Annotated in this window: 28 protein-coding genes; 27 read left to right on the plus strand and 1 reads right to left on the minus strand. The window is 58.4% G+C overall.

The features are described from left to right. Positions 1 to 498: 498 nt before the first annotated feature. The 4 genes from MWR57_RS09625 to MWR57_RS09640 all read left to right on the plus strand — a co-directional run bounded on the left by MWR57_RS09625 (position 499) and on the right by MWR57_RS09640 (position 2,444). The gene (locus MWR57_RS09625; protein ID WP_423124600.1) at positions 499 to 672 is read left to right on the plus strand and encodes a nucleotidyltransferase family protein; all 174 of its coding nucleotides are present in this window, start codon (positions 499 to 501) and stop codon (positions 670 to 672) included. Between the two features lie 250 nt (positions 673 to 922). Continuing rightward, on the plus strand, positions 923 to 1,213 hold the full coding sequence (locus MWR57_RS09630; protein ID WP_423124601.1) for a nucleotidyltransferase family protein: 291 nt from the start codon (positions 923 to 925) through the stop codon (positions 1,211 to 1,213). Between the two features lie 28 nt (positions 1,214 to 1,241). Next, the gene (locus MWR57_RS09635; protein ID WP_479723968.1) at positions 1,242 to 1,550 is read left to right on the plus strand and encodes a HepT-like ribonuclease domain-containing protein; all 309 of its coding nucleotides are present in this window, start codon (positions 1,242 to 1,244) and stop codon (positions 1,548 to 1,550) included. A 147-nt stretch (positions 1,551 to 1,697) separates the two neighbouring features. Further along, on the plus strand, positions 1,698 to 2,444 hold the full coding sequence (locus MWR57_RS09640; RefSeq protein ID WP_423124603.1) for an SAM-dependent methyltransferase: 747 nt from the start codon (positions 1,698 to 1,700) through the stop codon (positions 2,442 to 2,444). 45 nt (positions 2,445 to 2,489) lie between these two features. Here MWR57_RS09640 and MWR57_RS09645 read toward each other — a convergent pair whose 3' ends face one another. Then, positions 2,490 to 2,783 (minus strand): HigA family addiction module antitoxin, encoded by a 294-nt coding sequence (locus MWR57_RS09645; protein ID WP_423124604.1) that lies wholly within the window; start codon positions 2,781 to 2,783, stop codon positions 2,490 to 2,492. A 244-nt stretch (positions 2,784 to 3,027) separates the two neighbouring features. Here MWR57_RS09645 and MWR57_RS09650 point away from each other — a divergent pair, with 244 nt between their 5' ends. The 23 genes from MWR57_RS09650 (at position 3,028) to obgE (ending at position 21,183) form a co-directional block, all read left to right on the plus strand. Next, positions 3,028 to 3,300 (plus strand): hypothetical protein, encoded by a 273-nt coding sequence (locus MWR57_RS09650; protein WP_423124605.1) that lies wholly within the window; start codon positions 3,028 to 3,030, stop codon positions 3,298 to 3,300. After that, positions 3,300 to 3,692, plus strand: coding sequence for a type II toxin-antitoxin system VapC family toxin (locus MWR57_RS09655; protein WP_423124606.1), 393 nt, complete (start codon positions 3,300 to 3,302; stop codon positions 3,690 to 3,692). The genes MWR57_RS09650 and MWR57_RS09655 overlap by 1 nt, the downstream gene beginning before the upstream one ends. A gap of 177 nt (positions 3,693 to 3,869) precedes the next feature. Beyond that, positions 3,870 to 4,124 (plus strand): AbrB/MazE/SpoVT family DNA-binding domain-containing protein, encoded by a 255-nt coding sequence (locus tag MWR57_RS09660; RefSeq protein WP_423124607.1) that lies wholly within the window; start codon positions 3,870 to 3,872, stop codon positions 4,122 to 4,124. Next, the gene (locus MWR57_RS09665; protein ID WP_423124608.1) at positions 4,118 to 4,495 is read left to right on the plus strand and encodes a type II toxin-antitoxin system PemK/MazF family toxin; all 378 of its coding nucleotides are present in this window, start codon (positions 4,118 to 4,120) and stop codon (positions 4,493 to 4,495) included. The genes MWR57_RS09660 and MWR57_RS09665 overlap by 7 nt, the downstream gene beginning before the upstream one ends. Positions 4,496 to 4,774: 279 nt before the next feature. Next, positions 4,775 to 6,139 (plus strand): signal recognition particle protein, encoded by a 1,365-nt coding sequence (gene ffh, locus MWR57_RS09670; protein WP_423124609.1) that lies wholly within the window; start codon positions 4,775 to 4,777, stop codon positions 6,137 to 6,139. An 85-nt stretch (positions 6,140 to 6,224) separates the two neighbouring features. Beyond that, positions 6,225 to 6,473 carry a 30S ribosomal protein S16 gene (gene rpsP / locus MWR57_RS09675; RefSeq protein ID WP_423124610.1) on the plus strand — a complete coding sequence of 83 codons (249 nt, stop codon included), beginning with the start codon at positions 6,225 to 6,227 and terminating at the stop codon, positions 6,471 to 6,473. A gap of 6 nt (positions 6,474 to 6,479) precedes the next feature. Further along, positions 6,480 to 6,710, plus strand: coding sequence for a KH domain-containing protein (locus MWR57_RS09680; RefSeq protein ID WP_423124611.1), 231 nt, complete (start codon positions 6,480 to 6,482; stop codon positions 6,708 to 6,710). 5 nt (positions 6,711 to 6,715) lie between these two features. After that, entirely contained in the window at positions 6,716 to 7,288 is a 573-nt protein-coding gene (rimM, locus tag MWR57_RS09685; RefSeq protein ID WP_423124612.1) for a ribosome maturation factor RimM, read from the plus strand. Positions 7,289 to 7,307: 19 nt separating this feature from the next. After that, positions 7,308 to 8,081, plus strand: coding sequence for a tRNA (guanosine(37)-N1)-methyltransferase TrmD (trmD, locus tag MWR57_RS09690; protein ID WP_479723969.1), 774 nt, complete (start codon positions 7,308 to 7,310; stop codon positions 8,079 to 8,081). 96 nt (positions 8,082 to 8,177) lie between these two features. Next, the gene (locus MWR57_RS09695) at positions 8,178 to 8,774 is read left to right on the plus strand and encodes an RNA methyltransferase (protein WP_423124614.1); all 597 of its coding nucleotides are present in this window, start codon (positions 8,178 to 8,180) and stop codon (positions 8,772 to 8,774) included. Positions 8,775 to 8,844: 70 nt separating this feature from the next. Continuing rightward, positions 8,845 to 9,192: a 50S ribosomal protein L19 gene (gene rplS / locus MWR57_RS09700; protein ID WP_423124615.1), complete on the plus strand. Its 348-nt coding sequence runs from the start codon at positions 8,845 to 8,847 to the stop codon at positions 9,190 to 9,192. 138 nt (positions 9,193 to 9,330) lie between these two features. Then, positions 9,331 to 9,978 (plus strand): ribonuclease HII, encoded by a 648-nt coding sequence (locus tag MWR57_RS09705; protein WP_423124616.1) that lies wholly within the window; start codon positions 9,331 to 9,333, stop codon positions 9,976 to 9,978. Then, positions 9,963 to 10,355: a YraN family protein gene (locus MWR57_RS09710; protein WP_423124617.1), complete on the plus strand. Its 393-nt coding sequence runs from the start codon at positions 9,963 to 9,965 to the stop codon at positions 10,353 to 10,355. Before MWR57_RS09705 ends, MWR57_RS09710 begins: the two co-directional genes overlap by 16 nt. After that, complete coding sequence (gene pdxA / locus MWR57_RS09715; RefSeq protein ID WP_479723967.1) at positions 10,352 to 11,386, plus strand: 4-hydroxythreonine-4-phosphate dehydrogenase PdxA; 1,035 nt, start codon at positions 10,352 to 10,354, stop codon at positions 11,384 to 11,386. The genes MWR57_RS09710 and pdxA overlap by 4 nt, the downstream gene beginning before the upstream one ends. 55 nt (positions 11,387 to 11,441) lie before the next feature. Further along, positions 11,442 to 12,041, plus strand: a complete 600-nt coding sequence (tmk, locus tag MWR57_RS09720) for a dTMP kinase (protein WP_423124619.1) — start codon at positions 11,442 to 11,444, stop codon at positions 12,039 to 12,041. A 50-nt stretch (positions 12,042 to 12,091) separates the two neighbouring features. Next, complete coding sequence (locus tag MWR57_RS09725) at positions 12,092 to 13,879, plus strand: tetratricopeptide repeat protein (protein ID WP_423124620.1); 1,788 nt, start codon at positions 12,092 to 12,094, stop codon at positions 13,877 to 13,879. Then, the gene (locus MWR57_RS09730) at positions 13,876 to 14,715 is read left to right on the plus strand and encodes a hypothetical protein (protein WP_423124621.1); all 840 of its coding nucleotides are present in this window, start codon (positions 13,876 to 13,878) and stop codon (positions 14,713 to 14,715) included. The genes MWR57_RS09725 and MWR57_RS09730 overlap by 4 nt, the downstream gene beginning before the upstream one ends. 97 nt (positions 14,716 to 14,812) lie before the next feature. Then, positions 14,813 to 17,353 carry a TIGR03960 family B12-binding radical SAM protein gene (locus MWR57_RS09735; protein ID WP_423124622.1) on the plus strand — a complete coding sequence of 847 codons (2,541 nt, stop codon included), beginning with the start codon at positions 14,813 to 14,815 and terminating at the stop codon, positions 17,351 to 17,353. Positions 17,354 to 17,527: 174 nt separating this feature from the next. Continuing rightward, complete coding sequence (locus MWR57_RS09740) at positions 17,528 to 18,778, plus strand: Rne/Rng family ribonuclease (protein WP_423124623.1); 1,251 nt, start codon at positions 17,528 to 17,530, stop codon at positions 18,776 to 18,778. Between the two features lie 12 nt (positions 18,779 to 18,790). Then, positions 18,791 to 19,069 carry a hypothetical protein gene (locus MWR57_RS09745; protein ID WP_423124624.1) on the plus strand — a complete coding sequence of 93 codons (279 nt, stop codon included), beginning with the start codon at positions 18,791 to 18,793 and terminating at the stop codon, positions 19,067 to 19,069. A 265-nt stretch (positions 19,070 to 19,334) separates the two neighbouring features. Further along, entirely contained in the window at positions 19,335 to 19,646 is a 312-nt protein-coding gene (rplU, locus tag MWR57_RS09750) for a 50S ribosomal protein L21 (protein WP_423124625.1), read from the plus strand. A gap of 86 nt (positions 19,647 to 19,732) precedes the next feature. Beyond that, positions 19,733 to 20,011 carry a 50S ribosomal protein L27 gene (gene rpmA / locus MWR57_RS09755; protein WP_423124626.1) on the plus strand — a complete coding sequence of 93 codons (279 nt, stop codon included), beginning with the start codon at positions 19,733 to 19,735 and terminating at the stop codon, positions 20,009 to 20,011. 164 nt (positions 20,012 to 20,175) lie between these two features. Beyond that, positions 20,176 to 21,183, plus strand: coding sequence for a GTPase ObgE (obgE, locus tag MWR57_RS09760; RefSeq protein WP_423124627.1), 1,008 nt, complete (start codon positions 20,176 to 20,178; stop codon positions 21,181 to 21,183). Positions 21,184 to 21,185: the final 2 nt, after the last annotated feature.

Here is a 21,185-nt window from a genome sequence, read left to right on the forward strand (position 1 = left end):
CGATCAGGTCTTCCGGCTTTTTGTAATCGGCAATCAGTTGGTCAAGCACTTCTTTGGAAATGGCCATATCTCTCTCCTTGGTTGGGGGCGAACTTTTCTACCCCCGGAATGGCCATTTACACAATCCTTTTTACACCCTCCGGGCCGGCTAACAAATTCCGGTGACGTAATACCTAATCTCCCGGGATGGCGCCGGGGTCAGGCTTGACTTTCGGACATTCTCCAGACCCAACAATGAAAATCCTGCCATGGAACGGGGTCGGGCCAAGCTACTTGTCTGATAACTCAGTATAATCTTCCCAAAAGTAAGTGCTTTCTTCGCTTAATCCTTGTTTTTCTCTGCCAAAATCATGCTTATAGAAGAGTTGCGGCTCCCTTGGTTCGGATGAGGGGTTCTGGTTGCAGGAGGCGTTACCCGGCCCCCGTTTGCTTGACGCTTGTCCCTGACCCTGTTACCTTATTTCAGGCGGAGACATTACAGGCCGAGGAGGTGTAATTATGAAACGCAGCGATGCCTTGCGGGTGCTTGCCAGGGCCAAACCCGAATTGGCGAAACGCTTCGGGGTTGTCCGGCTGGTTTTGTTCGGTTCCATGGCCCGCGATGAAGTGCGTCCGGACAGCGATGTGAGGGCAACTAAGGGGTCAATCTTTATTCTTGGCACTTGCCATTAAAGTGGAACGGGGTTGACCAAGCTACTTGTCTGATATCTCAGTATAATCTTCCAAAAAGTAAGTGCTTTCTTCGCTTAATCCTTGGTTTTCTCTGTCAAAATCATGCTTATAGAAAAGTTGCGGCTCCCTTGGTTCGGATAAGGGGGTCAAGTTGCAGGAGGCGTTTCCCGTCCCCCGTTTGCTTGACGCTTGTCCCTGACCCTGTTACCTTATTTCAGGCGGAGACATTACAGGCCGAGGAGGTGTAATTATGAAACGCAGCGATGCCTTGCGGGTGCTTGCCAGGGCCAAACCCGAACTGGCGAAACGCTTCGGGGTTGTCCGGCTGGTTTTGTTCGGTTCCCTGGCCCGTGATGAAGTGCGTCCGGACAGCGATGTGGATGTGTTGGTTGCCTTCGATGGCCCGGCTACTTCGCAACGCTATTTCGGGGTGCAGTTTTATCTTGAAGACGCTCTGGGTTACTCGGTGGACCTGGTTACCGAAAAGGCTTTGCGCCCGGAACTGCGGCCGTTCATTGAGCGGGAGGCGATCAGTGTCTGAACGGGAATGGCGATTTTATCTGGACGACATGATCGATTTTGCCGAAAAGGTGCTTGCCTACACGGCAGGACTTGATCAGCCGGGTTTCGTCTTAAGCGGCCTTACCTATGACGCCACGGCGCGGAACCTTGAGCTGCTTGGCGAGGCGGCCTCCCGCATTCCCGCTGAAATCCGCGAATCCGCGTCCGAGATCCCCTGGCGCCAGATTATCGCTACCCGCAACCGGTTGATCCATGCCTATCTCGGCATCGACAACGACATCCTGTGGAACATCATCGAGCAGGACATCCCTCTCCTTCTCCCGCAACTGAAGAACCTGAAAAGCCGTTTCGCGTAATAAGGAAAACTAGCGGCAACTAAGGGGCCAAATTTTTATTCTTGATCCACACTCGTCTCTTTTCTAGTGGCAAACAAAGATTTGACCCCAGAAGATGCAGACCCCAGAAAGCGGGAATCTTTCACACCCGTAAGGAAATTTTCCACAATGGACATTCCACGGATATTCAACATCACTGAAGGCGCTCACCGCATCCACAACCCGATCACACCCGAAAAGCTCGCCACGCTCGGCGCGGCGCTGCGTCTGGAATCGGGGGCCCGGGTGCTCGACCTCGGCAGTGGTTCGGGGGAGATGCTGTGCACCTGGGCACGCGATCACGGCGTCATCGGCATCGGTATCGACATGAGCCAGTTGTTCACCGAGCAAGCGAAACTCCGTGCTGAAGAACTCGGCGTCGCCGATCAAGTCACGTTCATCCATGGCGATGCTGCCGGCTATGTCTCTGACGAGAAGGTCGGTGTGGCAGCCTGTGTCGGCGCCACTTGGATCGGTGGGGGAGTCGCCGGCACTATCGAGCTTCTGGCGCGGAGCCTGCGCACCGGAGGGATCATCCTCATCGGCGAGCCCTTTTGGCGGCAGTTGCCGCCGACGGAAGATGTTGCCAAGGGGTGTCTTGCCAACTCAATCTCCGATTTTCTCCTGCTTCCGGAACTTCTCGCCTCTTTCTGCCACCTTGGCTACGACGTCGTGGAAATGGTTCTGGCTGATCAAGACGGCTGGGACAGATACGAGGCGGCTAAATGGCTCACCATGCGCCGATGGCTTGAAGCCAATCCCGGCGACGAGTTAGCCAAAGAGGTTCGAGCCAAACTGACCTCGGAACCCGAGCGCTACGCCGCTTACACCCGTGAATACCTGGGCTGGGGCGTGTTCGCGCTGATGCCGCGGTGATGGATAATTCCGGGGGACGTCTTACTTAATTATTCGGTACAGCTTTCAGGCAGCCAGAGGCTGGATGTTGGCGAGTTGCTGGGCGATGGCCTCCCTGGCGGCCTCCCGCACTGCATATTCATCCTGCAAGCCCATCCAGAACTGGACCGAGGTTCCAAATGCCTGGGCCAGACGAAGAGCGGTATCCGCCGTCACGGAACGCCTCCCCAGGACAATTTCATTGATGCGGCGCGGCGGCACGCCGATGGCGCGGGCCAATCCATTTTGGCTGATCTGCATCGGTTTGAGAAATTCCTCAAGCAGGATTTCGCCGGGATGTATGTTTTTTAGTTTTTTCATGTGATCGCACCTCGTCGCGTTGCTGTTCAATGATAATCCAAATTCCGGGAGACGCCTTACTTAATTATCAAATCAAAGTATTATGCCGCCGAAATTCGTCCTCTTTGCCCCCCCGCCTTCAGTAACGACCAAGCCGGTTTTATCGCCTGTATCTTGGAGCCCGCGATTTTTTTGCTTGTCCAAATCATGATAAAATATTACTATTTCATGAAAGAACTGTGCGCGTAACGCAACGGAGGAAGCCATGGCAAACCTGCAAGTAAAAGGGATTGATGACGGTCTGTACGAACAACTGAAAAGACTGGCAACGGCGGAAAACAGATCGGTGAGTCAGGAGATCATCTTTCTGGTCAAGGCGCATCTTTCTTCGCAGAAGACTTGCCGTGCCATGCCGTCTCCGGCCGAGGTGCTGCTGCAATTGTCCGGTTCATGGGAAGACTCCAGGCCAGCCGGTGAGATTGTCGCCGAAATCAAAAATGCCCGTAAAAACAGCCAGCGGCTTGCAGGGGGGCTGTAATGTTTCTTCTCGACACCGACACGGTGATCTATTCTCTGAAGGGGCAGGGCGGGGTGGCGGAGAACCTGCGCATTCATGTGCACGAGCCTCTGTATCTCAGCACCATCACCATGATGGAGCTGTACTATGGCGCTTACAAGTCGCAGAATGTCGATGCAAATCTGGCCAAGCTCAAGACCATTGAGAGCGCTTTCCCCCTTTTGCCGCCAGGCCCGGAAACGGTGGAAGCATTCGGAAAAATGAAGGCCACCCTGGAGGTTCAGGGCTTGCGGCTTGCCGACCTGGATCTGATAATCGCCGCTACCGCGCTTGCCCGTAACCTCACCCTGGTCTCAAACAATCAGAAGCATTTTCGCAGAATACCGGGATTGAAGCTGGTGAACTGGGCGTGACCCAAGGCCAATTTGCCTCCTGGGTGCTCAATCATTTTGCCTGTCGTCTTCCAGCGGGTATACAGGGCCTTGGGGACTCAAACTCACCGCCACGATTGCCCCCTGAGCTAAAAACACGTTGCGTCCATCCTTGGGTATGTTTATACTTTGTGTAAACTTTATACTGGAGGCAACACAATGGCCGAAGCGATACTCAATATCAAGCACTGGGGTAACAGTCTTGGCGTCCGTCTGCCCGCCGCCGTGGCACGCGAGGCGCATTTGTACGAGGATCAACAGGTGCGGGTAACGGTGGAGGAAGGCAAGGTCATTATTTCTCCGATCCAGGATGCCACCCTCACCCTCAAGCAACGGCTGGAGCGTTACAAGCCGGAACACCACGGCGGGGAGGTGATGCAGGGCACGGAAAAGCTTGGGGCCGAAAAATGGTAGCGGCAAAACGCGGGTGGGTGCCGGGCCGTCAGGAGATCATCTGGATCGACTGCAATCCCCAGGCTGGCCGCGAAATGCGCGACATCCATCCTTTTTTGGTTCTTTCTCCCCGGGAGTTCAATGACCGCACCTCCCTGGTTATCGGCCTGCCCATGACCACCGCGGAATATAACGCCGATAACCCCTTCGCGGTCGCCGTTGGCCCGGTCCCCAAAGCCGGCGTCAACAAAACCAGCTATGTGCTTTGCCATCAGCCAAAATCTTTCGACTGGCGCGCCCGTCAGGCCACTCCCCACCCCGCCGCCAAAGTGGCGGACGCCCGCTTCGCCGAAGTATGCGCGCTTCTGAATCAAATTCTCCAGTTGATCTGAAGTCCGTGATCTGTCGGGCGCATTATGGCATAGCAGACTTCTGGTCATTGGCCACTGAGTGAATTCCGAGGACATTACCTGTTCCCGCGCCAACCAGCCGCCTGCAATAGTATCGTCTCCCTTGCGATGGATTTTCCGCGCAGATTTGTTGCTTGACAACCTGGCTTTGGCACAGTATCTTTGTCCGTTTTCCGGCCCGGAGAGGGTGAGGTGTGTCTTTTTTCAGGAATTATCGCGGCTACCGGGCTTTCCCGCAGGCTGCTTGAGTGATTGATAGAAATGTTTGAGTCGCTTTCAGACCGATTACATGATGTTTTTAAACAGCTTCGCGGCCACGGCAGGCTGACCGAGGAAAACATCCAGGAGGCGCTGCGCGAAGTGCGCATGGCCCTGCTGGAGGCCGACGTCAATTTCAAGGTTGCCAAGGAGTTTGTCGCCACTGTCGCCGAAAAGGCGATCGGCCAGGAGGTTGTCGGTTCCCTGGCCCCTGGCCAGCAGGTGGTCAAGGTTGTTCACGACCAGTTGGTTGAGTTGTTGGGCGGACAGACCGCCACCCTCAATCTCAGTGGCCGTCAGCCCGTAGTTATTATGATGGTGGGTCTGCAGGGTTCCGGTAAGACCACCACCTCCGGCAAGCTGGCCAAGCTGCTGCAGGGCAAGGGGCGCAAGCCGTACCTGGTGCCTGCCGACGTCTACCGGCCTGCGGCCATTGACCAGTTGACCATTCTGGGCAAAAGCCTCGGAGTGGAGGTGCATCCTTCCAGCACCGATCAAGATCCGGTGGCTATTTGCCGCCAGGCTGTGCATGCCGCCCAGAGCGGTGGCTATGATACACTGATTATCGACACCGCCGGCCGGCTTCATGTGGATCAGGAGCTCATGGCTGAGCTGGCCCGGATCAAGGACGCGGTTGAGCCCGCCGAGATCCTGTTCGTGGCCGATGCCATGACCGGCCAGGACGCGGTGACGGTTGCTGAAAAATTTAATCTGGATCTTGCCATCAGCGGCGTGGTCCTGACCAAGATGGATGGCGATGCCCGCGGCGGCGCGGCCCTGTCCATCAAGAAGGTGACCCAGCGGCCCATCAAGTTTGTCGGCATGGGCGAAGGGCTCGACGCCCTGGAGCCGTTCCATCCGGACCGCGTTGCCTCCCGGATTTTGGGCATGGGCGATGTGCTCACCCTGATCGAAAAGGCCGAGGCCGTTGTTGATAAGGACAAGGCGGAAAAGCTCGCCAAGAAGCTCAAGAAAGAGGGGTTTTCCCTGGAGGATTTTCTTGAGCAGATCCAGCAGATCAAGAAGATGGGCAGCCTGGAGCAGATCATGGGCATGATTCCGGGAATGAGCCGGATCAAGCAGCTCAAGGACATGCCCAAGCCCGACGAAAAGGAATTGGTCAAGGTGGAGGCGGTCATCAACTCCATGACCATCAAGGAGCGCCGCAACCACGCCATCCTCAACGCGAACCGCAGGACGCGCATCGCCAAGGGGAGCGGCACCACGGTGCAGGACGTGAACAAGGTCATCAAGAGCTACACGGAAATGCTCAAGATGATGAAGCAGATGAGCGGCAAGCCCGGCGGACTGGGCGCCTTTGTCGGCGGGCCGAAGAAAAAGAAACGGCCCAAGGGGCTGTTCCGGTAGGTCCGTCTTTATATGAGAATACGCACAGGACGCCCATGGGTGGTCTGTCAAAAAAAGTTGAATAACCCACAGGAGGAAACATTACATGGCAGTACGGATTCGTTTGACCAGAATGGGCCGCAAGAAGAAACCTTTTTACCGCATTGTCGTAGCCAACGCCGAGGCGTGCCGCGACGGGCAGTTTCTTGAAGTGGTCGGCACCTACGACCCTTGCAAGCAGCCCGCCGAGGTTATTGTCAAGCAGGACCGGATTCAGGTCTGGCTCGACAAGGGCGCCCTGCCTTCCGATACGGTGAAGAGCTTGCTGGCCAAGACCGCCAAAGTGGCGGAATAAGAATCCATGAAGGATCTGGTCGCATTCATAGCCACTGCATTGGTGGATGATCCCGCTTCCGTCCAGGTTACCGAAACGGAAGGCGATGGCGCCGTTGTCCTTGAGTTGCGGGTAGCCAAGGAGGATCTTGGCAAGGTGATCGGAAAACAGGGGCGGACCGCCAGGGCCATCCGTTCGCTGCTTTCCGCCACCGCAGGCAAGGATAACCGCAAGGCTCGCCTCGAGATAGTGGAGTAGGATTTTTGGAAATCCTTGATGTCGGGGTTGCCCATGATGGGCAGATAGCGGTGGGCAAGGTTGTCAAGGCCCATGGCATCAAGGGTGAACTCAAGGTCTACCCTTTTTCCGGCAATCCCGATGATTTTCGCGGCTATACGCTGTTGACCCTGGTTGAAACGGGTCATGGCCTTACACGATCGTATGCGGTCGAGAAGAGCCGCCCCTTGGGGAATCTCGTACTCCTTGAGCTTGCCGGCCTTTCCGGCAGAAGCGCGGCCGAAGCGTTGCGCGGCTGGGAAGTGCGGATTGACCGGGAACTTCTGCCGAGCCGTGGGCCGGAGACCTTTTACTGGCATGAGCTGGTTGGGTTGCCGGTGATAAGCGACGGAGGGCGGGAGCTTGGCCGGATCACCTCGCTTCTGGCCACCCCTGCCCATGATATTCTGGTGATTACCGGAGGGGGAGCCGAGTATCTGATCCCGGCGATTGATGCCTGTGTTGCCGGGCTTGCGCCGGATGGCAACTCCCTGGTGGTCACGCCGCCTCCGGGCTTGCTGGAAATGAACGCGGGTGGGACGCCGGGCGATGCAAGCTGAAGCAGCCGTGGGCGAGACTATCCGATTTGACGTACTGACGATTTTTCCGGAGTTGCTGGATTCTCCGCTCAAGGAGGGGATAATCCGCAGGGCCCAGGAAGCCGGGCAGATAGGAGTTTTCTGCCACAATATCCGGGAGTATGCGCTGGACAAGCATGCCATGACCGATGACCGCCCCTTTGGTGGCGGGGAAGGCATGGTGATGAAGCCGGAACCTCTTGCCGCTGCGGTGCAGGCGGTGCAGGAGATGGCCCCGCAGCCGGGGAGGGTGATCCTCCTGAGCCCCCAGGGGCGGCCCTATTCGCAGAGTGTTGCCCAAGAGCTGGCCGGGCAGGCGCGGTTGCTTCTGGTGTGCGGGCGCTATGAAGGGGTGGATGAACGCTTTGCCGCCCGCTATGTGGACGAGGAAATCTCCATCGGCGACTATATCCTCACCGGTGGGGAATTGGCGGCCATGGTCCTCATCGATTCCATCACCAGGCTGAGGCCGGGGGTTTTGGGATGTGCCGATTCCGCGGACTATGACACCTTCAGCCGGGGCGGGCTCAAGTATCCGCAGTATACGCGGCCCAGGCTTTTTGAGGGCGTAGCAGCGCCGGAGGTGCTTTTTTCCGGGGATCACGGGGCAGTGGCCCAGTGGCGGCTCATTGCCGCGGTTGAGCGAACCTTGGCCAAACGGCCGGATCTTGTTGCCAGGATGCGTTTTAGCCCCGGCGAGTTAAAGATTTTACAGCGGCAGGGACTTCTTGCCAGGCTGCGGGAGAGCGGTTGGAAGAGCCGGCCGGAAAATTAGTCATTCAACACGATGGGCAATGTTTAGGAGCCGTTACGAAATAATTATGGCAGAGACCATTTCGTTACGGCTCCTTATGCCGATGACTGCTTTCCGATGTTGCGGCCAGTTGTGAACGACGGCCCGGAGCAACCCGTGCTGCGGCTCGATCTGGCCCTGGTCCATTATCCGGTCTGTAACAAGAACGGCGAGACCATCGGCTCGGCGGTGACCAATCTGGACCTGCATGATATTGCCAGGGCAGGCAGGACCTTTGGCATCGACACCCTGTACATTGTCACTCCTTTTGCGGACCAGCAGGCGCTGGTCAGGGATATTCTGGCGCACTGGCAGACAGGGCACGGGGCGACATATAACCCGAAACGCAAGGACGCCCTGGCTCTGGTGCGGGTTTGCACCGATCTGGCAGAGATGTACGAACTGGTGAAGGCGAAATGGCAGCAAAGACCAACAGTCCTTGCCACCAGCGCCAAGCCGCACGTCAACCAACTGGATTACGTGGAAGCGCGGCAGCGGATTTTTGCCGGGGAGCCGCATCTGATCTTGTTTGGCACCGGCTGGGGCATGACGCCGGAAGTTTTTGCCGATGTCGATGCGCTGCTGCCTCCCATTGTCGGATATGGCGAATATAATCATCTCTCTGTCCGGTCGGCTGCGGCCATCGTTCTGGACCGAGTGTTAGGTAAGCATTGAAAAAACAGTGTGGGCGTGTATAATGGCCCAGTGGAATCCGTTCTCATAAAGGGTTGAAAGAGGAAAAACTATGAACATCATTGAGCAGATGGAACAAGAGAATATGCGGCATGACATGCCGGACTTTCGTCCCGGCGATACCGTGAAAGTGCATATCCGGATCATCGAAGGCAACAAGGAAAGGACCCAGCTTTTTCAGGGGGTTGTTATCCGCCGCCGCAAAGGGGTCATGGGGGCCAGCGTCACCGTCCGCAAGATCTCCCATGGGATCGGCGTGGAGAAAACCTTCCCCTTGTGTTCTCCCAGGGTCGACAAGATCGAACTGGTGAGCGAGGGCCGAGTCCGTCGTTCGCGTCTGTACTACCTGCGCAACCTGCGCGGCAAGGCAGCGAGAATCAGGGAAAAAGGCATCAACTAGCCATTGCGCATTGCCCGGAGCAGGAAAGGCCATATGCGCCTGTGCTCCGGGATTTGTCTCGCTTCGCCATTGCTGGGCCACGGGTAACCGTGGCCCTTTTATTCGTGGTTCTTTCGGGTCATCACAAGGTGGTGCGTCTTGCCCAAGGCGATAACACTGTGGCCAGCTTCCCTGGCTGGCGACACCTTTGCCATTGAACGATCTCTGATCAGCCAGGGCTACGCCACCGTGGCCGGGACCGACGAAGCAGGACGCGGCCCGCTGGCCGGGCCGGTGGTGGCCGCCTGCGTCATTCTTCCGCCCCGCTGCGAGTATCAGCAATTTCAGGATTCAAAAAAATTGAGCGCCAAAACCCGCGAGGCGTTGGCGCATCGGCTTGTTGCCCTCGGGGCCGGAATCGGAGTGGGAATTGTTTCCGCGGAGGAGATCGACCGGCTCAATATACTGCAAGCCTCTTTGCTGGCCATGCGAAAGGCGGTGGAAACGCTTCCTTCCCTGCCTGACTTCCTGCTGGTTGACGGCAAATTCACCGTGCCCATGGCCGTGGCGCAACAGGCCTTGGTCAAAGGCGACTCGCGCAGCGCCTCCATCTCCGCCGCTTCCATTGTCGCCAAGGTGACCCGGGATGCGATCATGGAGCAGTTCCATCTTGAATACCCCCAGTATAACTTCGCCAGGCACAAGGGGTATCCCACTGCCGAGCATCGCCGGATTATCCGGGAAATCGGACCCTGTCCCATCCATCGCTTGAGCTTCAAGCCGGTGCGCGATTGTTCGGCAAGCTGAAGGCCGCGGGCCCGGCCTCCGTCGGGCAGCAAGGGGAATCGCTTGCCTGCCAATATCTTGCCCGGCTGGGCTATCGGATTCTTGTGAAGAATTATCGGACCAAGCTGGGGGAGATCGACATTGTAGCCGAGGATCAGGGAACCCTGGCGTTTGTCGAGGTGAAGACCCGGCGCGGCCATCAGTGCGGCCATCCCTTTGAGGCGGTGACTCCGGCCAAGTGGAGGCAGATTTCCAAGGCCGCCTTGCAGTATCTGGCCGAGACAGGCAGGGAGGCGCATCCGGCCCGTTTTGACGTGGTGGCCATTACCATTGCCGGCGAGGCTGAGCCGGTGTTTGAGCTGGTGAAAAACGCCTTTGATCTGAGCTATGGAGAATGACGGTGCAACCTGGAGCTGAGGCAAAATCCCTTCCCCTGGGCATTACCATGGGCTGTCCGGTGGGCATCGGGCCGGAGATTATCCTGCGCTTTTTTGCCCGGGGTGGTTCTGCCGGGTGGCCGGTGGTCATCGGCGATGGAGGGGTATTGCGCCGCTGCGGCGCCGCTCTTGGCATCGGGATCCCGGTGGTGGAATGGCAGCCTGGTGCGCCCCGCCTGCCCAAGGCGATCAATGTGCTTTCCCTGTCCGATCTCGGCGAAGGACTGTGCTGGGGAAACCCCACCCCTGAAACCGGCCGGGCCATGGGGCGTTATATCGAAGAAGCGGTGCGGCTTGTCCAGGGCGACCACCTGGCCGGGCTGGTGACCTGCCCCATCAGCAAGGGGGCGCTCAAGGCCGGTGGCTACCGGTTTCCCGGCCATACCGAGATGTTGGCCGAGCTTTGCCAGGCGCAGGACTATGCCATGATGATGGCGGGCGCCACGCTTAAGGTCACCCTGGTCTCCATCCATCAACCCCTGGCTGAGGTGCCCGGGGCCATTACCCGGGAGTCGGTGCTGCGGATGATCAGCATCACCGGCCGGGCGCTGCGGGATGATTTCGGCGTGGAGCACCCCCGGCTGGCTGTGGCGGGATTGAATCCCCACGCAGGCGAAGGCGGCATGTTCGGCGATGAGGAACAACGGGTTATCGTCCCGGCTGTGGCGGATGGCCGGCGGGATGGTTGGCTGGTCGAGGGGCCTTTTCCGCCGGACACGGTATTTCATAAGGCCGCGGCCGGGCAGTTTGACGCGGTGGTCTGCATGTACCATGATCAGGGTTTGATCCCCTTCAAGCTCCTGCATTTCAGCGACGGGGTGAATGTAACCCTGGGGTTGCCCATTGTCCGGACCTCGGTGGATCACGGCACGGCCTATGATATCGCGGGCCAGGGGGTGGCCGAGCCCACGAGCTTGGCCGCCGCGGTTGCCATGGCCGAGGTCATTGTTGCCAACAGAAAAAAGCTTGCAGATGTAAGCCATAAGCCATAAGCCATACGCTGCAATCTACAAGCTGACAACTGATAGCTGTTAAGGGTATTCAGGAATGAAACGAAAAGGCGTACTCATCGCTTTTGAAGGAATCGACGGGACCGGCAAGACCACCCAGATCGCGCTGCTGGCCGAGGCCTTGCGCCAACGCGGTTTGAGCGTGGTTGTTACCCGTGAGCCCACCGATGGGCAGTATGGCCGCAAAATCAGAGAGTTGTATAAAAATCGCAAGAGCGTCACCCCGGAAGAGGAACTGGCCCTGTTCCTCGATGACCGGCGCGAGCATGTGGCGCAGGTCATCGCTCCGGCTTTGGCCAAAGGCCAGGTGGTGCTCACCGACCGGTACTATTATTCCACCGCCGCCTATCAGGGCGCGGCCGGGCATGATCCGCAAAAAATCATCGCGGCAAATGAATTGTTTGCGCCGGTGCCGGATATGGTTATTATGCTTGAGGCGCCTGTGTCTCTTGGGGTGCATCGGGTGCAGAAGCTCCGCGGCGAGACCCTGAACGATTTTGAGCAGGAAGGGGCCTTGGCCCGGGTGGCTGATATCTTTGCCCGCCTCACCGGGGCCAATATCCGGCGCATTGATGGAACAGCGGACGCCCAAGCCGTTCATGCCCTGGTCATGGCAGTCGTTGTCGAGCTTTTTTGAACGGGAAGGGGATTGTTTCCCCGGCGGAAGAAACATCGGGAAAGAAAATCATGGCTTGGCTCAGGGTTCTGGGTCTACAGGGAGAAACCGTTATGCTGAAGCGTCTGTTGATTGCCGGTGGCTTGGCCCTTTGCTGCCTGTCGTGCGCCCCGGTCATTCAAGGGGTGCCTGGGCAGCCGCCCTTTGCCGCGGAACTCGAACCCTATGAAGAAGCGGTGGACAAGGGGTGCGCGTATTTTAATTTTCTGTGGGGCAAGTCGGCGGAGATTGAGGGGAATTATGAGGAGGCGATCTACGCTTACAAACAGGCCCTGGTGTGCGACCGCATGGCTGGCCATGTCATGCGCTCCCTCGCTTCGCTGCTTGTTAAAACCGGACAACGGGAGCAAGCGGTTGAATGGGTGAACAAGCTCATCGCCCTGAACCCCAAGGATTCGGAAACCCGGGCGCTTCTTGCCAATCTTTACAGCATCATGGAGCGGCATGGGGAGGCCATTGAAATATATCAGGCCATCCTGGTTGATGATCCGCAAAACTTCAATGTCCGTCTCTTGCTGGGCGGGCTGTATGCCAGGGTTGGTAATTACGGCAAGGCGCGGGAGGTTTTGGAAAAACTGACGGAGCTCAATCCGGATTCCTACGCCGGTTTTTATTATCTTGCCAAGCTCTATCAGGAGATGCGCCTTTTCGACGCAGCGTCCGCGGCTTTTGAGAAAGCCCTGGCTCTCAACTGGTCGCCGATGCTGGCCCATGAGGCGGCGGAATTGTATGTGCAGGAAAAGCGGTATTCCGAGGCCATTGCCCTCTACGGCCGGATTCTGGCAGAAGACCCGGCCGACGAGCGGGCCAGGAGTTTTTTGGCCAATGTGTATTTCCGGCAGGGCGAGGTGGGGAAGGCGTTGGCGGAAATGGAAAAAATGCGGGAAATCTCGGCCAATCCGGCCAAGATCGAGCTTGCCATCGCCCGGATTCTTCTTGATGCGGACAGGCGCCCCGAGGCCGTCACCCGGCTGAAGGCGCTTCTCAAGGAAGATCCCCAGTCAGACGCAGCCAGGGCCCTGTTGATTCTGGCCTATTACCAGCAGGGCGATCTTGCCGGAGCCAAGAAGCTTCTTCGCCAGGTACGCCCGCCCAGCCCGGCCTATGAAGAATCGGTTCTCATGCTGGCCAGGATTCTGCAGGAGGAAAAGGATTTCCCCGGGGCGGAAAAGGCGCTGCGGCAGGCCATGGACGACAAGCAGCACCGGCGGCTTAATTTTTATGTGGCCCTGGCAATGCTGTACGCGGGCGAAGAGAAGATTGACAAGGCCCATGGGGTGTTCACCAAGGCCTTTGCAGATTTTCCCGACAATGTGGAAGCGCATTACGAGTACGCCCTGTTTCTCCATAAGCTGGATGACACGGCCGGAGCCATGCGCGAGATGGAAGAGGTGCTGAAGCGCGAGCCGAAGCATGCCCGGGCCCTGAACTACGTGGGATATACCTGGGCTGAAGAGGGGAGGAATCTGCAAGAGGCCAAGGCGTATATCGAACAGGCCATTCTCCAGTTGCCCAGGGATGGCTTTGTCCGCGACAGTCTGGGGTGGGTCTATTATCAACTTGGGGATTTTCCGGCCGCGGTCCGGGAGCTTGAGTTGGCTGTGGCGCTCTCCCCCGAGGATCCGACCATCCACGAGCATCTTGGCGATGCCTATCTGAAAAACAACGACAGGCCAAAGGCTCGCCAGGCCTATGTGAAAGCCCTGGAACTCCACGAGGAGGAAAACAAGAAGGAGGTTGTTCGCCGCAAGCTGGAGTCCTTGTCTTCCGGGGATAATCATTCCGGCGGCTCGAAATGAATCGCGCCCTTCTTCGCGCCTTGTGGGGGGGGCTTGTTGTTCTTCTGCTCTTTGCCGGCGGCTGCGCCACCCTGCCGGCCACCCGGCCGCTGGGTGAGTTGCAGCAACAGGAAGCCGTGGCCCGGTTCCGCGAAGCCATGGCGCACCAGCAGGAGTGCTCCTGCTGCCTTGACGCCCAGGTGCGGCTTTCGTTGAAATCCCTGGTGCAGAATGGCACGATCTCCGGTTTTGTCCAAGCCAAGGCGCCCTCGTATTTGAAATTCACCGGCCTCAATCCCCTGGGGCAACCCATGATGTTCCTGGCCACGGACGGCACTTTTTTCCGGTATGTCGTGGTGCCGGAAGGAAAGGGGTATGAGGGGCTGGTCACCGCCGCCGCCTTTAAGAAATATGCTCCCCGGGGTTTTGATCCGGCTCACGGTTTTTTTTGGCTTGCAGGCAGACTGGCTCCTGAAACGCTGCGGATTTTTTCCGTGGCCCAAGATCCGGAAGGGCGCGGTCTGTGGCTGGAACTCGCCTACGCCAGCGAGGCTTCCGGGGGAGAGTCGCTCCGGCGGCATGTGCTTTTTGATCCGACGCAACAGGTGATCCTGCGGCATTTGGTTGCAGGGGCCGACGGCCGGATCATGGTTGATGTCTGGTATGACAACTATGCGCCGGCCTCCGAAGGCGGATCGGATAATTGTCGAATGCCGGGGCTGATCAGGATTCACGCCAACCATAACGGCGCGGTCATGGAGCTTGTTCTTGGAGATTGGCTGCCTGATGCGGTCTTCAGCGCGAACGATTTTCAGGTGGATCTGCCTGCCGGTTTTGCCCTGGTGCCTGTTGAGTAGCTCGTAACCGTCCCGCGCCACCGTATCCGCTTTGGCCCAGGCCAACACTGTAACGATCAATCGGCTCCGATCGGCCGGTTTTATTCAGGAAATTTCGATGAATAGCGAGATAGATACCCTGCTGCCGCAGGTGAGACAGCCCAGCAGATATGGCGGCAACGAGCTGCATGTGGTGAAAAAGGAGTGGGATTCCGTTGCCCTTCGCATGGTGCTGGCCTTCCCGGACCTCTACGAGCTGGGCATGTCCCACCAGGGGTTGCAGATCCTCTACCATATCGTCAACGCCCGGAAGGATCTGGTGGCCGAACGGGTCTATACCCCGGACCGCGATCTGGAGGAGCTGCTCCGCGCCCACCATCTCCCCCTGTTTTCCCTGGAGTCGCAGCACCCGGTGGCTGATTTCGATATCCTCGGCATCACTCTGCCCTACGAACTCTGCTATACCAATATCCTCACCATCCTCGAACTGGCCGGGCTGCCCTTCCGCAGCGCGGACCGCACCGCAGCGCATCCCCTGGTCATCGGCGGCGGGCCCTGCGCCTTCCATCCCGAGCCGGTGGCGGATTTCTTTGACGCCATTCTTCTCGGAGACGGCGAGGAAGCGGTGCTGGAAATATGCGAGGCGGTTCGCGCGGCCAAGGAAAGCGGGGAAGAGCGGCAGGCGGTGCTGGAGCGGCTCAGTCGCATCGAGGGGGTGTATGTCCCCTCCTTTTTTGAGCCGCGTTACGACGATGGCGGCAAGTTTCTCGGCATGCAAGTGCTTTCCGGCAACGGGTTGGTGCGGCGAAGGATTCTTGCCGACCTGGAAGGCGCCAGCATCGAACAGCCCCCCCTGGTGCCGCTTACCCGGATCGTCCACGACCGGCTGGGCTTGGAGATCGCCCGGGGTTGCACCCGGGGCTGCCGTTTTTGCCAGGCGGGCATGATCTACCGGCCGGTGCGGGAGCGCACCCCGGAGAAGATCTTTGCCATGGCCGAAAAAGGCATTGCCGAGGGCGGCTTCGAGGAGCTGGCCCTGCTTTCGCTTTCCACCGGCGATTATTCCTGCCTGAGCGAGCTGTTGGTCCGGTTGATGAACCGCTTTGCCAAGGAGCATGTCTCCGTGTCCCTGCCGTCCTTGCGGGTCGGCACCCTCACCCCGGCGATCATGGAGCAGATCAAGCGGGTGCGCAAGACCGGCTTTACCCTGGCCCCGGAGGCGGGTACCGACCGGTTGCGCAGGGTGATCAACAAGGGGATCACCGAGGAAGACCTGCTGGCCACGGCGGATGCCGCCTACGGCCTGGGCTGGAAACTGATCAAGCTCTACTTCATGTTCGGGTTGCCCACGGAAACCGAGGAGGACGTGGCCGCGATCCCGGCCCTGGCCCAGAAGGTGCTCAAGGCCGGAAAAGGCGGCAATTGTCGGGTGAACGTGAGCGCCGCCACCTTTGTGCCCAAGCCCCATACCGCGTTTGAGCGGGAGCCGCAGCTCTCCATGGAAGAAGGCTATGCGCGGATGGATGCCATCAAGAAACGGCTCTATGGCAAGAACTGCACCCTGAAGCGGCATGATCCGCGGATGAGTTATCTGGAAGGGGTTTTTTCCCGGGGCGACCGGTGTCTGAGCCGGTTGCTGGAGGAGGCCTGGCAGCGGGGCGCGCGCATGGATGCCTGGTCCGAGCATTTTGACCTGCATCGCTGGCAGGAGGCTGCCGTGGCCTGCGGACTGGAGCTGGACGGGTATCTGCGCCGGAGGGAAGCGGATGAGGTGCTGCCCTGGCAGCATCTCGGCATCGGGGTCCGGAGCGATTTTTTTGCCGAGGAATACGCTAAGGGATTGCGGGAAGAGTATACCCCGGACTGCCGGGTGCACGGTTGCCAGCAATGCGGGGTCTGCGACCTGAAAACCCTCAAGCCCATCGTGCATCATCGCAAGCAGGAGAAGGCCGGGATCGAGCCGGCACCACAAGAAACGCCGCGGCCGGAGGAGACCTCCGCGCCGCAATCCCTTCGCCCGCACTTCGTGTATAAGCTCACCTATTCCCGTTTGGGCAATGCCAGGCTGCTCAGCCACCTGGAACTGCTCCAGGTTTTTTTCCGGGCCTTCAGCCGGGCCAAGCTGCCGCTGAACTTTTCCCAGGGGTTCAATCCGACCCCCAAGGTTTCTTTTAGTCCGGCCCTGCCCCTGGGCACGGAAAGTTTGGCGGAATTTGTCCTGATCGATCTTTGGGAGCCGCTTGCGGACCTCGGCGGTTTTGTGCCCGCAATGAACAGGCAGCTTCCCGAGGGACTCGTCATCACGCAGGCGGTGCTGGCCGGCAAGGAACATGCGGGGACCATGGTCACCACCTATCATCTCCGTCTGCCCAAATTGCCTGTCCAGGCGGAACTGGATCGGGTTATGGCCCAGGAGAGTCTGCCGGTGGTAGTTGTCCGCAAGGGGATGGAAAAACAGCTCGATCTGCGGCCCCTGCTGCATAGTCTCCGGCTGACCCCCGAGGGCGAACTGGCGCTGTCTGTGTTCAGCGCACCCGGCCAGCCGGGCGGCAAGCCGCTTGAGATTGCGGCCAAGCTTTTCGGGTTGCCCGAAGAAGAGATCCGGAGGGCCAGGGTCTTGAAGGTGGCGAGTGAGCCATATCCGGTTAGTGAAAAATGACGAGAGCACAATAAAAAGGTGCTGGCTTCGTAGTGACGAAAAAACGTAACGCCAAGGCGCGGAGACGCAGGGATGCAGTGTCGCAAATAAACGGTCCGCCGTTAGCACACCGCTAAACCCTCGCGTCATTGCGCAGAGCGTTAAAATTTTTAATTTACCTGTCTGGTGAGAATCATGTCTACCGAACTGCTGATCAACGCCACACCCTACGAGATCCGGATTGCCTTGGTGGAACACGGCAATCTGGTGGAATTTTACCTGGAGCAGCCCCGGGAGAAGGGGCTGGTCGGTAACATCTACCGGGGGAGGGTTGTCCGGGTGCTCTCCGGCATGCAGGCGGCCTTTGTGGATATCGGCTTGGAGCGCACCGGTTTTCTTTACGTGGACGATGTCCATATCAGCACCGATGACTTTGAAAAGCGGCTGGCCAAAAGTGACCGGGCCGAAGACTGCGGTGGCGGCTGCTGCGGCAACGAGACCCCGGAGTCCCTCTGCCGGCGTACCCCCGGCCTGAACATCGGCGATCTACTCACCGAAGGGCAGGATATCCTGGTGCAGATCTGCAAGGAGCCCCTCGGCACCAAGGGCGCCAGGCTGACCTGCAATATCACCCTGCCGTGCCGGAATCTGGTCTTCATGCCCATGACCGATCACATCGGGATTTCGCGCAAGATCGAAGACGAAACCGTCCGCAAGCAGCTCCGGCAGGATATCGAAACCCTGCGTCCGGCCGGCACCGGCTTTATCGTGCGGACCGTGGCGGAGAACGCCACCAACGAGGATCTTGAGGCGGATATGGAGTTTCTCCTCCATACCTGGGGGGAGATTCAGGATATCGCGGCCAAGGCCGCGGTTCCCAGCCTGGTGTATGAGGATCTCGACATCACCCTGCGGGTGGTGCGCGATATCTTTTCCCCGGAGGTGGAGCGGGTTGTGGTCGATGATCTGAAGACCTTCAACCGGGTGCAGCATTTTGTCGAAACCTTTGCCCCGCGCTTGCAGGGCAGGGTGCAGCTCTCGGAAAGCCCGATCCCCCTGTTTGACAGCCATGGGGTCGAGATGGATATCAACCGGGCGCTCGATAAAAAGATCTGGCTGCGCTGCGGCGGCTACATCATCATCGAAACCACCGAGGCCCTCACGGTTATCGACGTGAACACCGGCCGGTATGTGGGCAAAAGCGGGCTTGAGGAAACCATTTTCAAGACCAACATGGAGGCGGTCAAGGAGATCGCCTATCAGCTCCGGCTGCGCAATATCGGCGGGATTATCATTGTCGATTTCATCGACATGGAAGAGGAGGCCCACCGGGAAGAGGTCTTTTCCGCCTTCAAGGAGGCGGCCAAAAAGGACAAGAGCCGGATCAACATCCTCCGGGTTTCCGAGTTCGGCCTGGTGCAGATGACCCGCAAGCGCAACCGGTAGGATTTGCGGCATATGATGTGCGAGCCCTGCCTCTATTGCCACGGCGATGGCATGCTGAAGTCGGGCCGAACCATCTGTTATGAGATCTTCCGCAAGGTGGAGCGCGAGGCCATAAAAGCCTTGGCCGACAATGTCGTCCTCAAGGTGCACCCGAGGGTGGCGGCCATGATGCTCAAGGAGGAGGCGGCGACCATCGACTACCTCCAGGGCTCCACGGGCAAACAGATCATCATTGAACCGGTGCGTGATGTGCATCTGGAAAAATACGAAATTCTCTGGGGCCGGGAATAACCGCCCGGATCAGGGATGCTGAAAGAGCGACGCAGGGACGGGTTTTGCTGGAAGAGGGGATATTCTTGCTTGACAATGTAGCCCTGTATGGTATTAAGATCGGTTTCACGCACCAGGCGAGATTGGCTTGTTCAGCCCCTCTTGTCCGGCGGTTTTCGCCAGCACGGGAAACCATCGAGGCGCGGGTCAAAAAAAGAAGTATTGTTCACCGAGTCGGCTGGCATCAGCCGTTTATCTCTTGAAGAGTTCAGTTGTTGGAGGAATTATGTACGCAATCATTCGTACCGGCGGTAAACAGTATCAGGTTGCACCTGGCGAGCGCGTCCGGGTTGAGAAACTTGCCGGCAATATTGGTGATACCATTGAGTTGTCCGATGTTCTCCTCATTGCCGACGGGGAAGAGGTCAAGATCGGCCAGCCCGTTCTTGTCGGGGCCAAGGTCATGGCTTGTATCGTCGAGCAGGACAAGGCCAAGAAGGTTCTGATCTTCAAAAAGAGACGCCGTAAGGCCTATCGCGTGAAAACTGGTCATCGCCAGCCTTTCACCTCCCTTGAGATCAAGGAAATTTCCGCCTAACAGGGCTGGAAACGGTTAGGGTCGTCGAAAAAACAACTGATGTGCGTGTACCACGCCATCAGGACTGAAACACACGAGGTGTTATTGTGGCACATAAGAAAGCGGGCGGTAGCTCAAAAAACGGTCGTGACAGTAATTCTCAACGGCGGGGTATCAAGAGGTTCGGCGGGCAGGTTGTCCGGGCCGGCAACATCCTGGTGCGCCAGGTCGGCACCGTGATCCACCCCGGGAAAAACGTTGGCTGTGGGCGTGATTACACCCTGTTTGCCATGATCGACGGCGTTGTGAAATACGAAGAATTTGGCCGCAACAGAAAAAGGGTCAGCATCTACCCGGTTGAAGCCAAGGCAGAGATAGCGGCGTAAGGAGTTGTCCGCAGCCGCGTTGTTGACGAGGCGGCGCATGGCGACAGCCGGAAAAGCAGTGCCTGTTTCGCAACAGCTCTTTCATAGTGTGTGCCTGCTGCTGCGTTGGCACTGTAACGTGTGCCGCAGCAGCCTCCGGCAGAAATCTTATACTGGCGGCGACGATGGCTTTTATCGATGAAGCAAAGTTCTTTGTCAAGGCCGGAGACGGCGGCAATGGATGTTTGAGTTTCCGACGGGAAAAGTTTGTTCCCAAAGGCGGCCCCGACGGGGGTGATGGCGGCGATGGGGGCTCGGTCATAATCGAGGCCTCACGCAAGCTTGCCTCTCTTCTTGATTTCCGTTTTAAATCCCACTTTCTTGCGCAGAATGGCACTCCCGGTCGCGGCAAGAGGATGTACGGCCGCAAGGGGGAGAGCTTTACCCTCTATGTGCCCCTCGGTTCCATCCTCAAGGATGTGGAAACCGGTGAGGTTCTCGCCGAACTGCTGCAAGAGGGCGACCGCTTTCTTGCCGCGAAAGGCGGCGAGGGCGGCAAGGGCAATGTCCATTTTGCCACGGCCCAGAACCGGGCGCCCCGCATTGCCACCAAGGGCCAAGAAGGCGAGGAGCGCTGGTTGCGCATCGAGCTGAAGCTGCTGGCGGATATCGGTCTGATCGGCCTGCCCAACGCCGGCAAATCCACGCTGCTTTCCAAGCTCTCCGCCGCCAACCCCAAGGTCGCACCCTATCCCTTCACCACCCTTGAGCCGCAGCTTGGCGTCATGAATCTTCCCGATTCCGGCGCTTACATCATTGCGGACATCCCCGGCTTGATCGAGGGGGCGCACACCGGGGCCGGGCTCGGCCACAAGTTTCTCCGGCACATCGAACGCACCCAGATACTCCTCCATGTCATTGACGCTTCATCCCCGGAGGAACAGCCTTTGCAGGAGTACCGCACCCTGGAAAACGAGCTGCGCGTCTACAATGATGAGTTGATGGACAGGCAGCGACTGGTGGTGCTCAACAAGATTGATCTGCTGGAAGACGAGCAACGGCTTGCTGCTTTGCAGGAGCTGTTTTTCAAAGCGGAGGGAGTCAGGCCGCTTGCCATTTCGGCGCTTACCGGGCAAGGGCTCGCGCAGTTGCAGGAAGCGTTGGGAGAGATGCTGACAGAAAGAGAGGCGTGATG

It is taken from the genome of Hydrosulfovibrio ferrireducens, from assembly GCF_046883345.1.
GTDB classification, from domain to species: Bacteria; Desulfobacterota; Desulfobulbia; order Desulfobulbales; family Desulfurivibrionaceae; genus Thiovibrio; species Thiovibrio ferrireducens.

Coding starts and splice junctions, on each gene's coding strand:
- MWR57_RS09625 (WP_423124600.1), top strand. CDS start 499: ATGAAACGCAGCGATGCCTTGCGGGTGCTTGCCAGGGCCAAACCCGAA.
- MWR57_RS09630 (WP_423124601.1), top strand. CDS start 923: ATGAAACGCAGCGATGCCTTGCGGGTGCTTGCCAGGGCCAAACCCGAA.
- MWR57_RS09635 (WP_479723968.1), top strand. CDS start 1,242: ATGATCGATTTTGCCGAAAAGGTGCTTGCCTACACGGCAGGACTTGAT.
- MWR57_RS09640 (WP_423124603.1), top strand. CDS start 1,698: ATGGACATTCCACGGATATTCAACATCACTGAAGGCGCTCACCGCATC.
- MWR57_RS09645 (WP_423124604.1), bottom strand. CDS start 2,783: ATGAAAAAACTAAAAAACATACATCCCGGCGAAATCCTGCTTGAGGAA.
- MWR57_RS09650 (WP_423124605.1), top strand. CDS start 3,028: ATGGCAAACCTGCAAGTAAAAGGGATTGATGACGGTCTGTACGAACAA.
- MWR57_RS09655 (WP_423124606.1), top strand. CDS start 3,300: ATGTTTCTTCTCGACACCGACACGGTGATCTATTCTCTGAAGGGGCAG.
- MWR57_RS09660 (WP_423124607.1), top strand. CDS start 3,870: ATGGCCGAAGCGATACTCAATATCAAGCACTGGGGTAACAGTCTTGGC.
- MWR57_RS09665 (WP_423124608.1), top strand. CDS start 4,118: ATGGTAGCGGCAAAACGCGGGTGGGTGCCGGGCCGTCAGGAGATCATC.
- ffh (WP_423124609.1), top strand. CDS start 4,775: ATGTTTGAGTCGCTTTCAGACCGATTACATGATGTTTTTAAACAGCTT.
- rpsP (WP_423124610.1), top strand. CDS start 6,225: ATGGCAGTACGGATTCGTTTGACCAGAATGGGCCGCAAGAAGAAACCT.
- MWR57_RS09680 (WP_423124611.1), top strand. CDS start 6,480: ATGAAGGATCTGGTCGCATTCATAGCCACTGCATTGGTGGATGATCCC.
- MWR57_RS09695 (WP_423124614.1), top strand. CDS start 8,178: ATGTTGCGGCCAGTTGTGAACGACGGCCCGGAGCAACCCGTGCTGCGG.
- rplS (WP_423124615.1), top strand. CDS start 8,845: ATGAACATCATTGAGCAGATGGAACAAGAGAATATGCGGCATGACATG.
- pdxA (WP_479723967.1), top strand. CDS start 10,352: ATGACGGTGCAACCTGGAGCTGAGGCAAAATCCCTTCCCCTGGGCATT.
- tmk (WP_423124619.1), top strand. CDS start 11,442: ATGAAACGAAAAGGCGTACTCATCGCTTTTGAAGGAATCGACGGGACC.
- MWR57_RS09725 (WP_423124620.1), top strand. CDS start 12,092: ATGGCTTGGCTCAGGGTTCTGGGTCTACAGGGAGAAACCGTTATGCTG.
- MWR57_RS09730 (WP_423124621.1), top strand. CDS start 13,876: ATGAATCGCGCCCTTCTTCGCGCCTTGTGGGGGGGGCTTGTTGTTCTT.
- MWR57_RS09735 (WP_423124622.1), top strand. CDS start 14,813: ATGAATAGCGAGATAGATACCCTGCTGCCGCAGGTGAGACAGCCCAGC.
- MWR57_RS09740 (WP_423124623.1), top strand. CDS start 17,528: ATGTCTACCGAACTGCTGATCAACGCCACACCCTACGAGATCCGGATT.
- MWR57_RS09745 (WP_423124624.1), top strand. CDS start 18,791: ATGATGTGCGAGCCCTGCCTCTATTGCCACGGCGATGGCATGCTGAAG.
- rplU (WP_423124625.1), top strand. CDS start 19,335: ATGTACGCAATCATTCGTACCGGCGGTAAACAGTATCAGGTTGCACCT.
- obgE (WP_423124627.1), top strand. CDS start 20,176: ATGGCTTTTATCGATGAAGCAAAGTTCTTTGTCAAGGCCGGAGACGGC.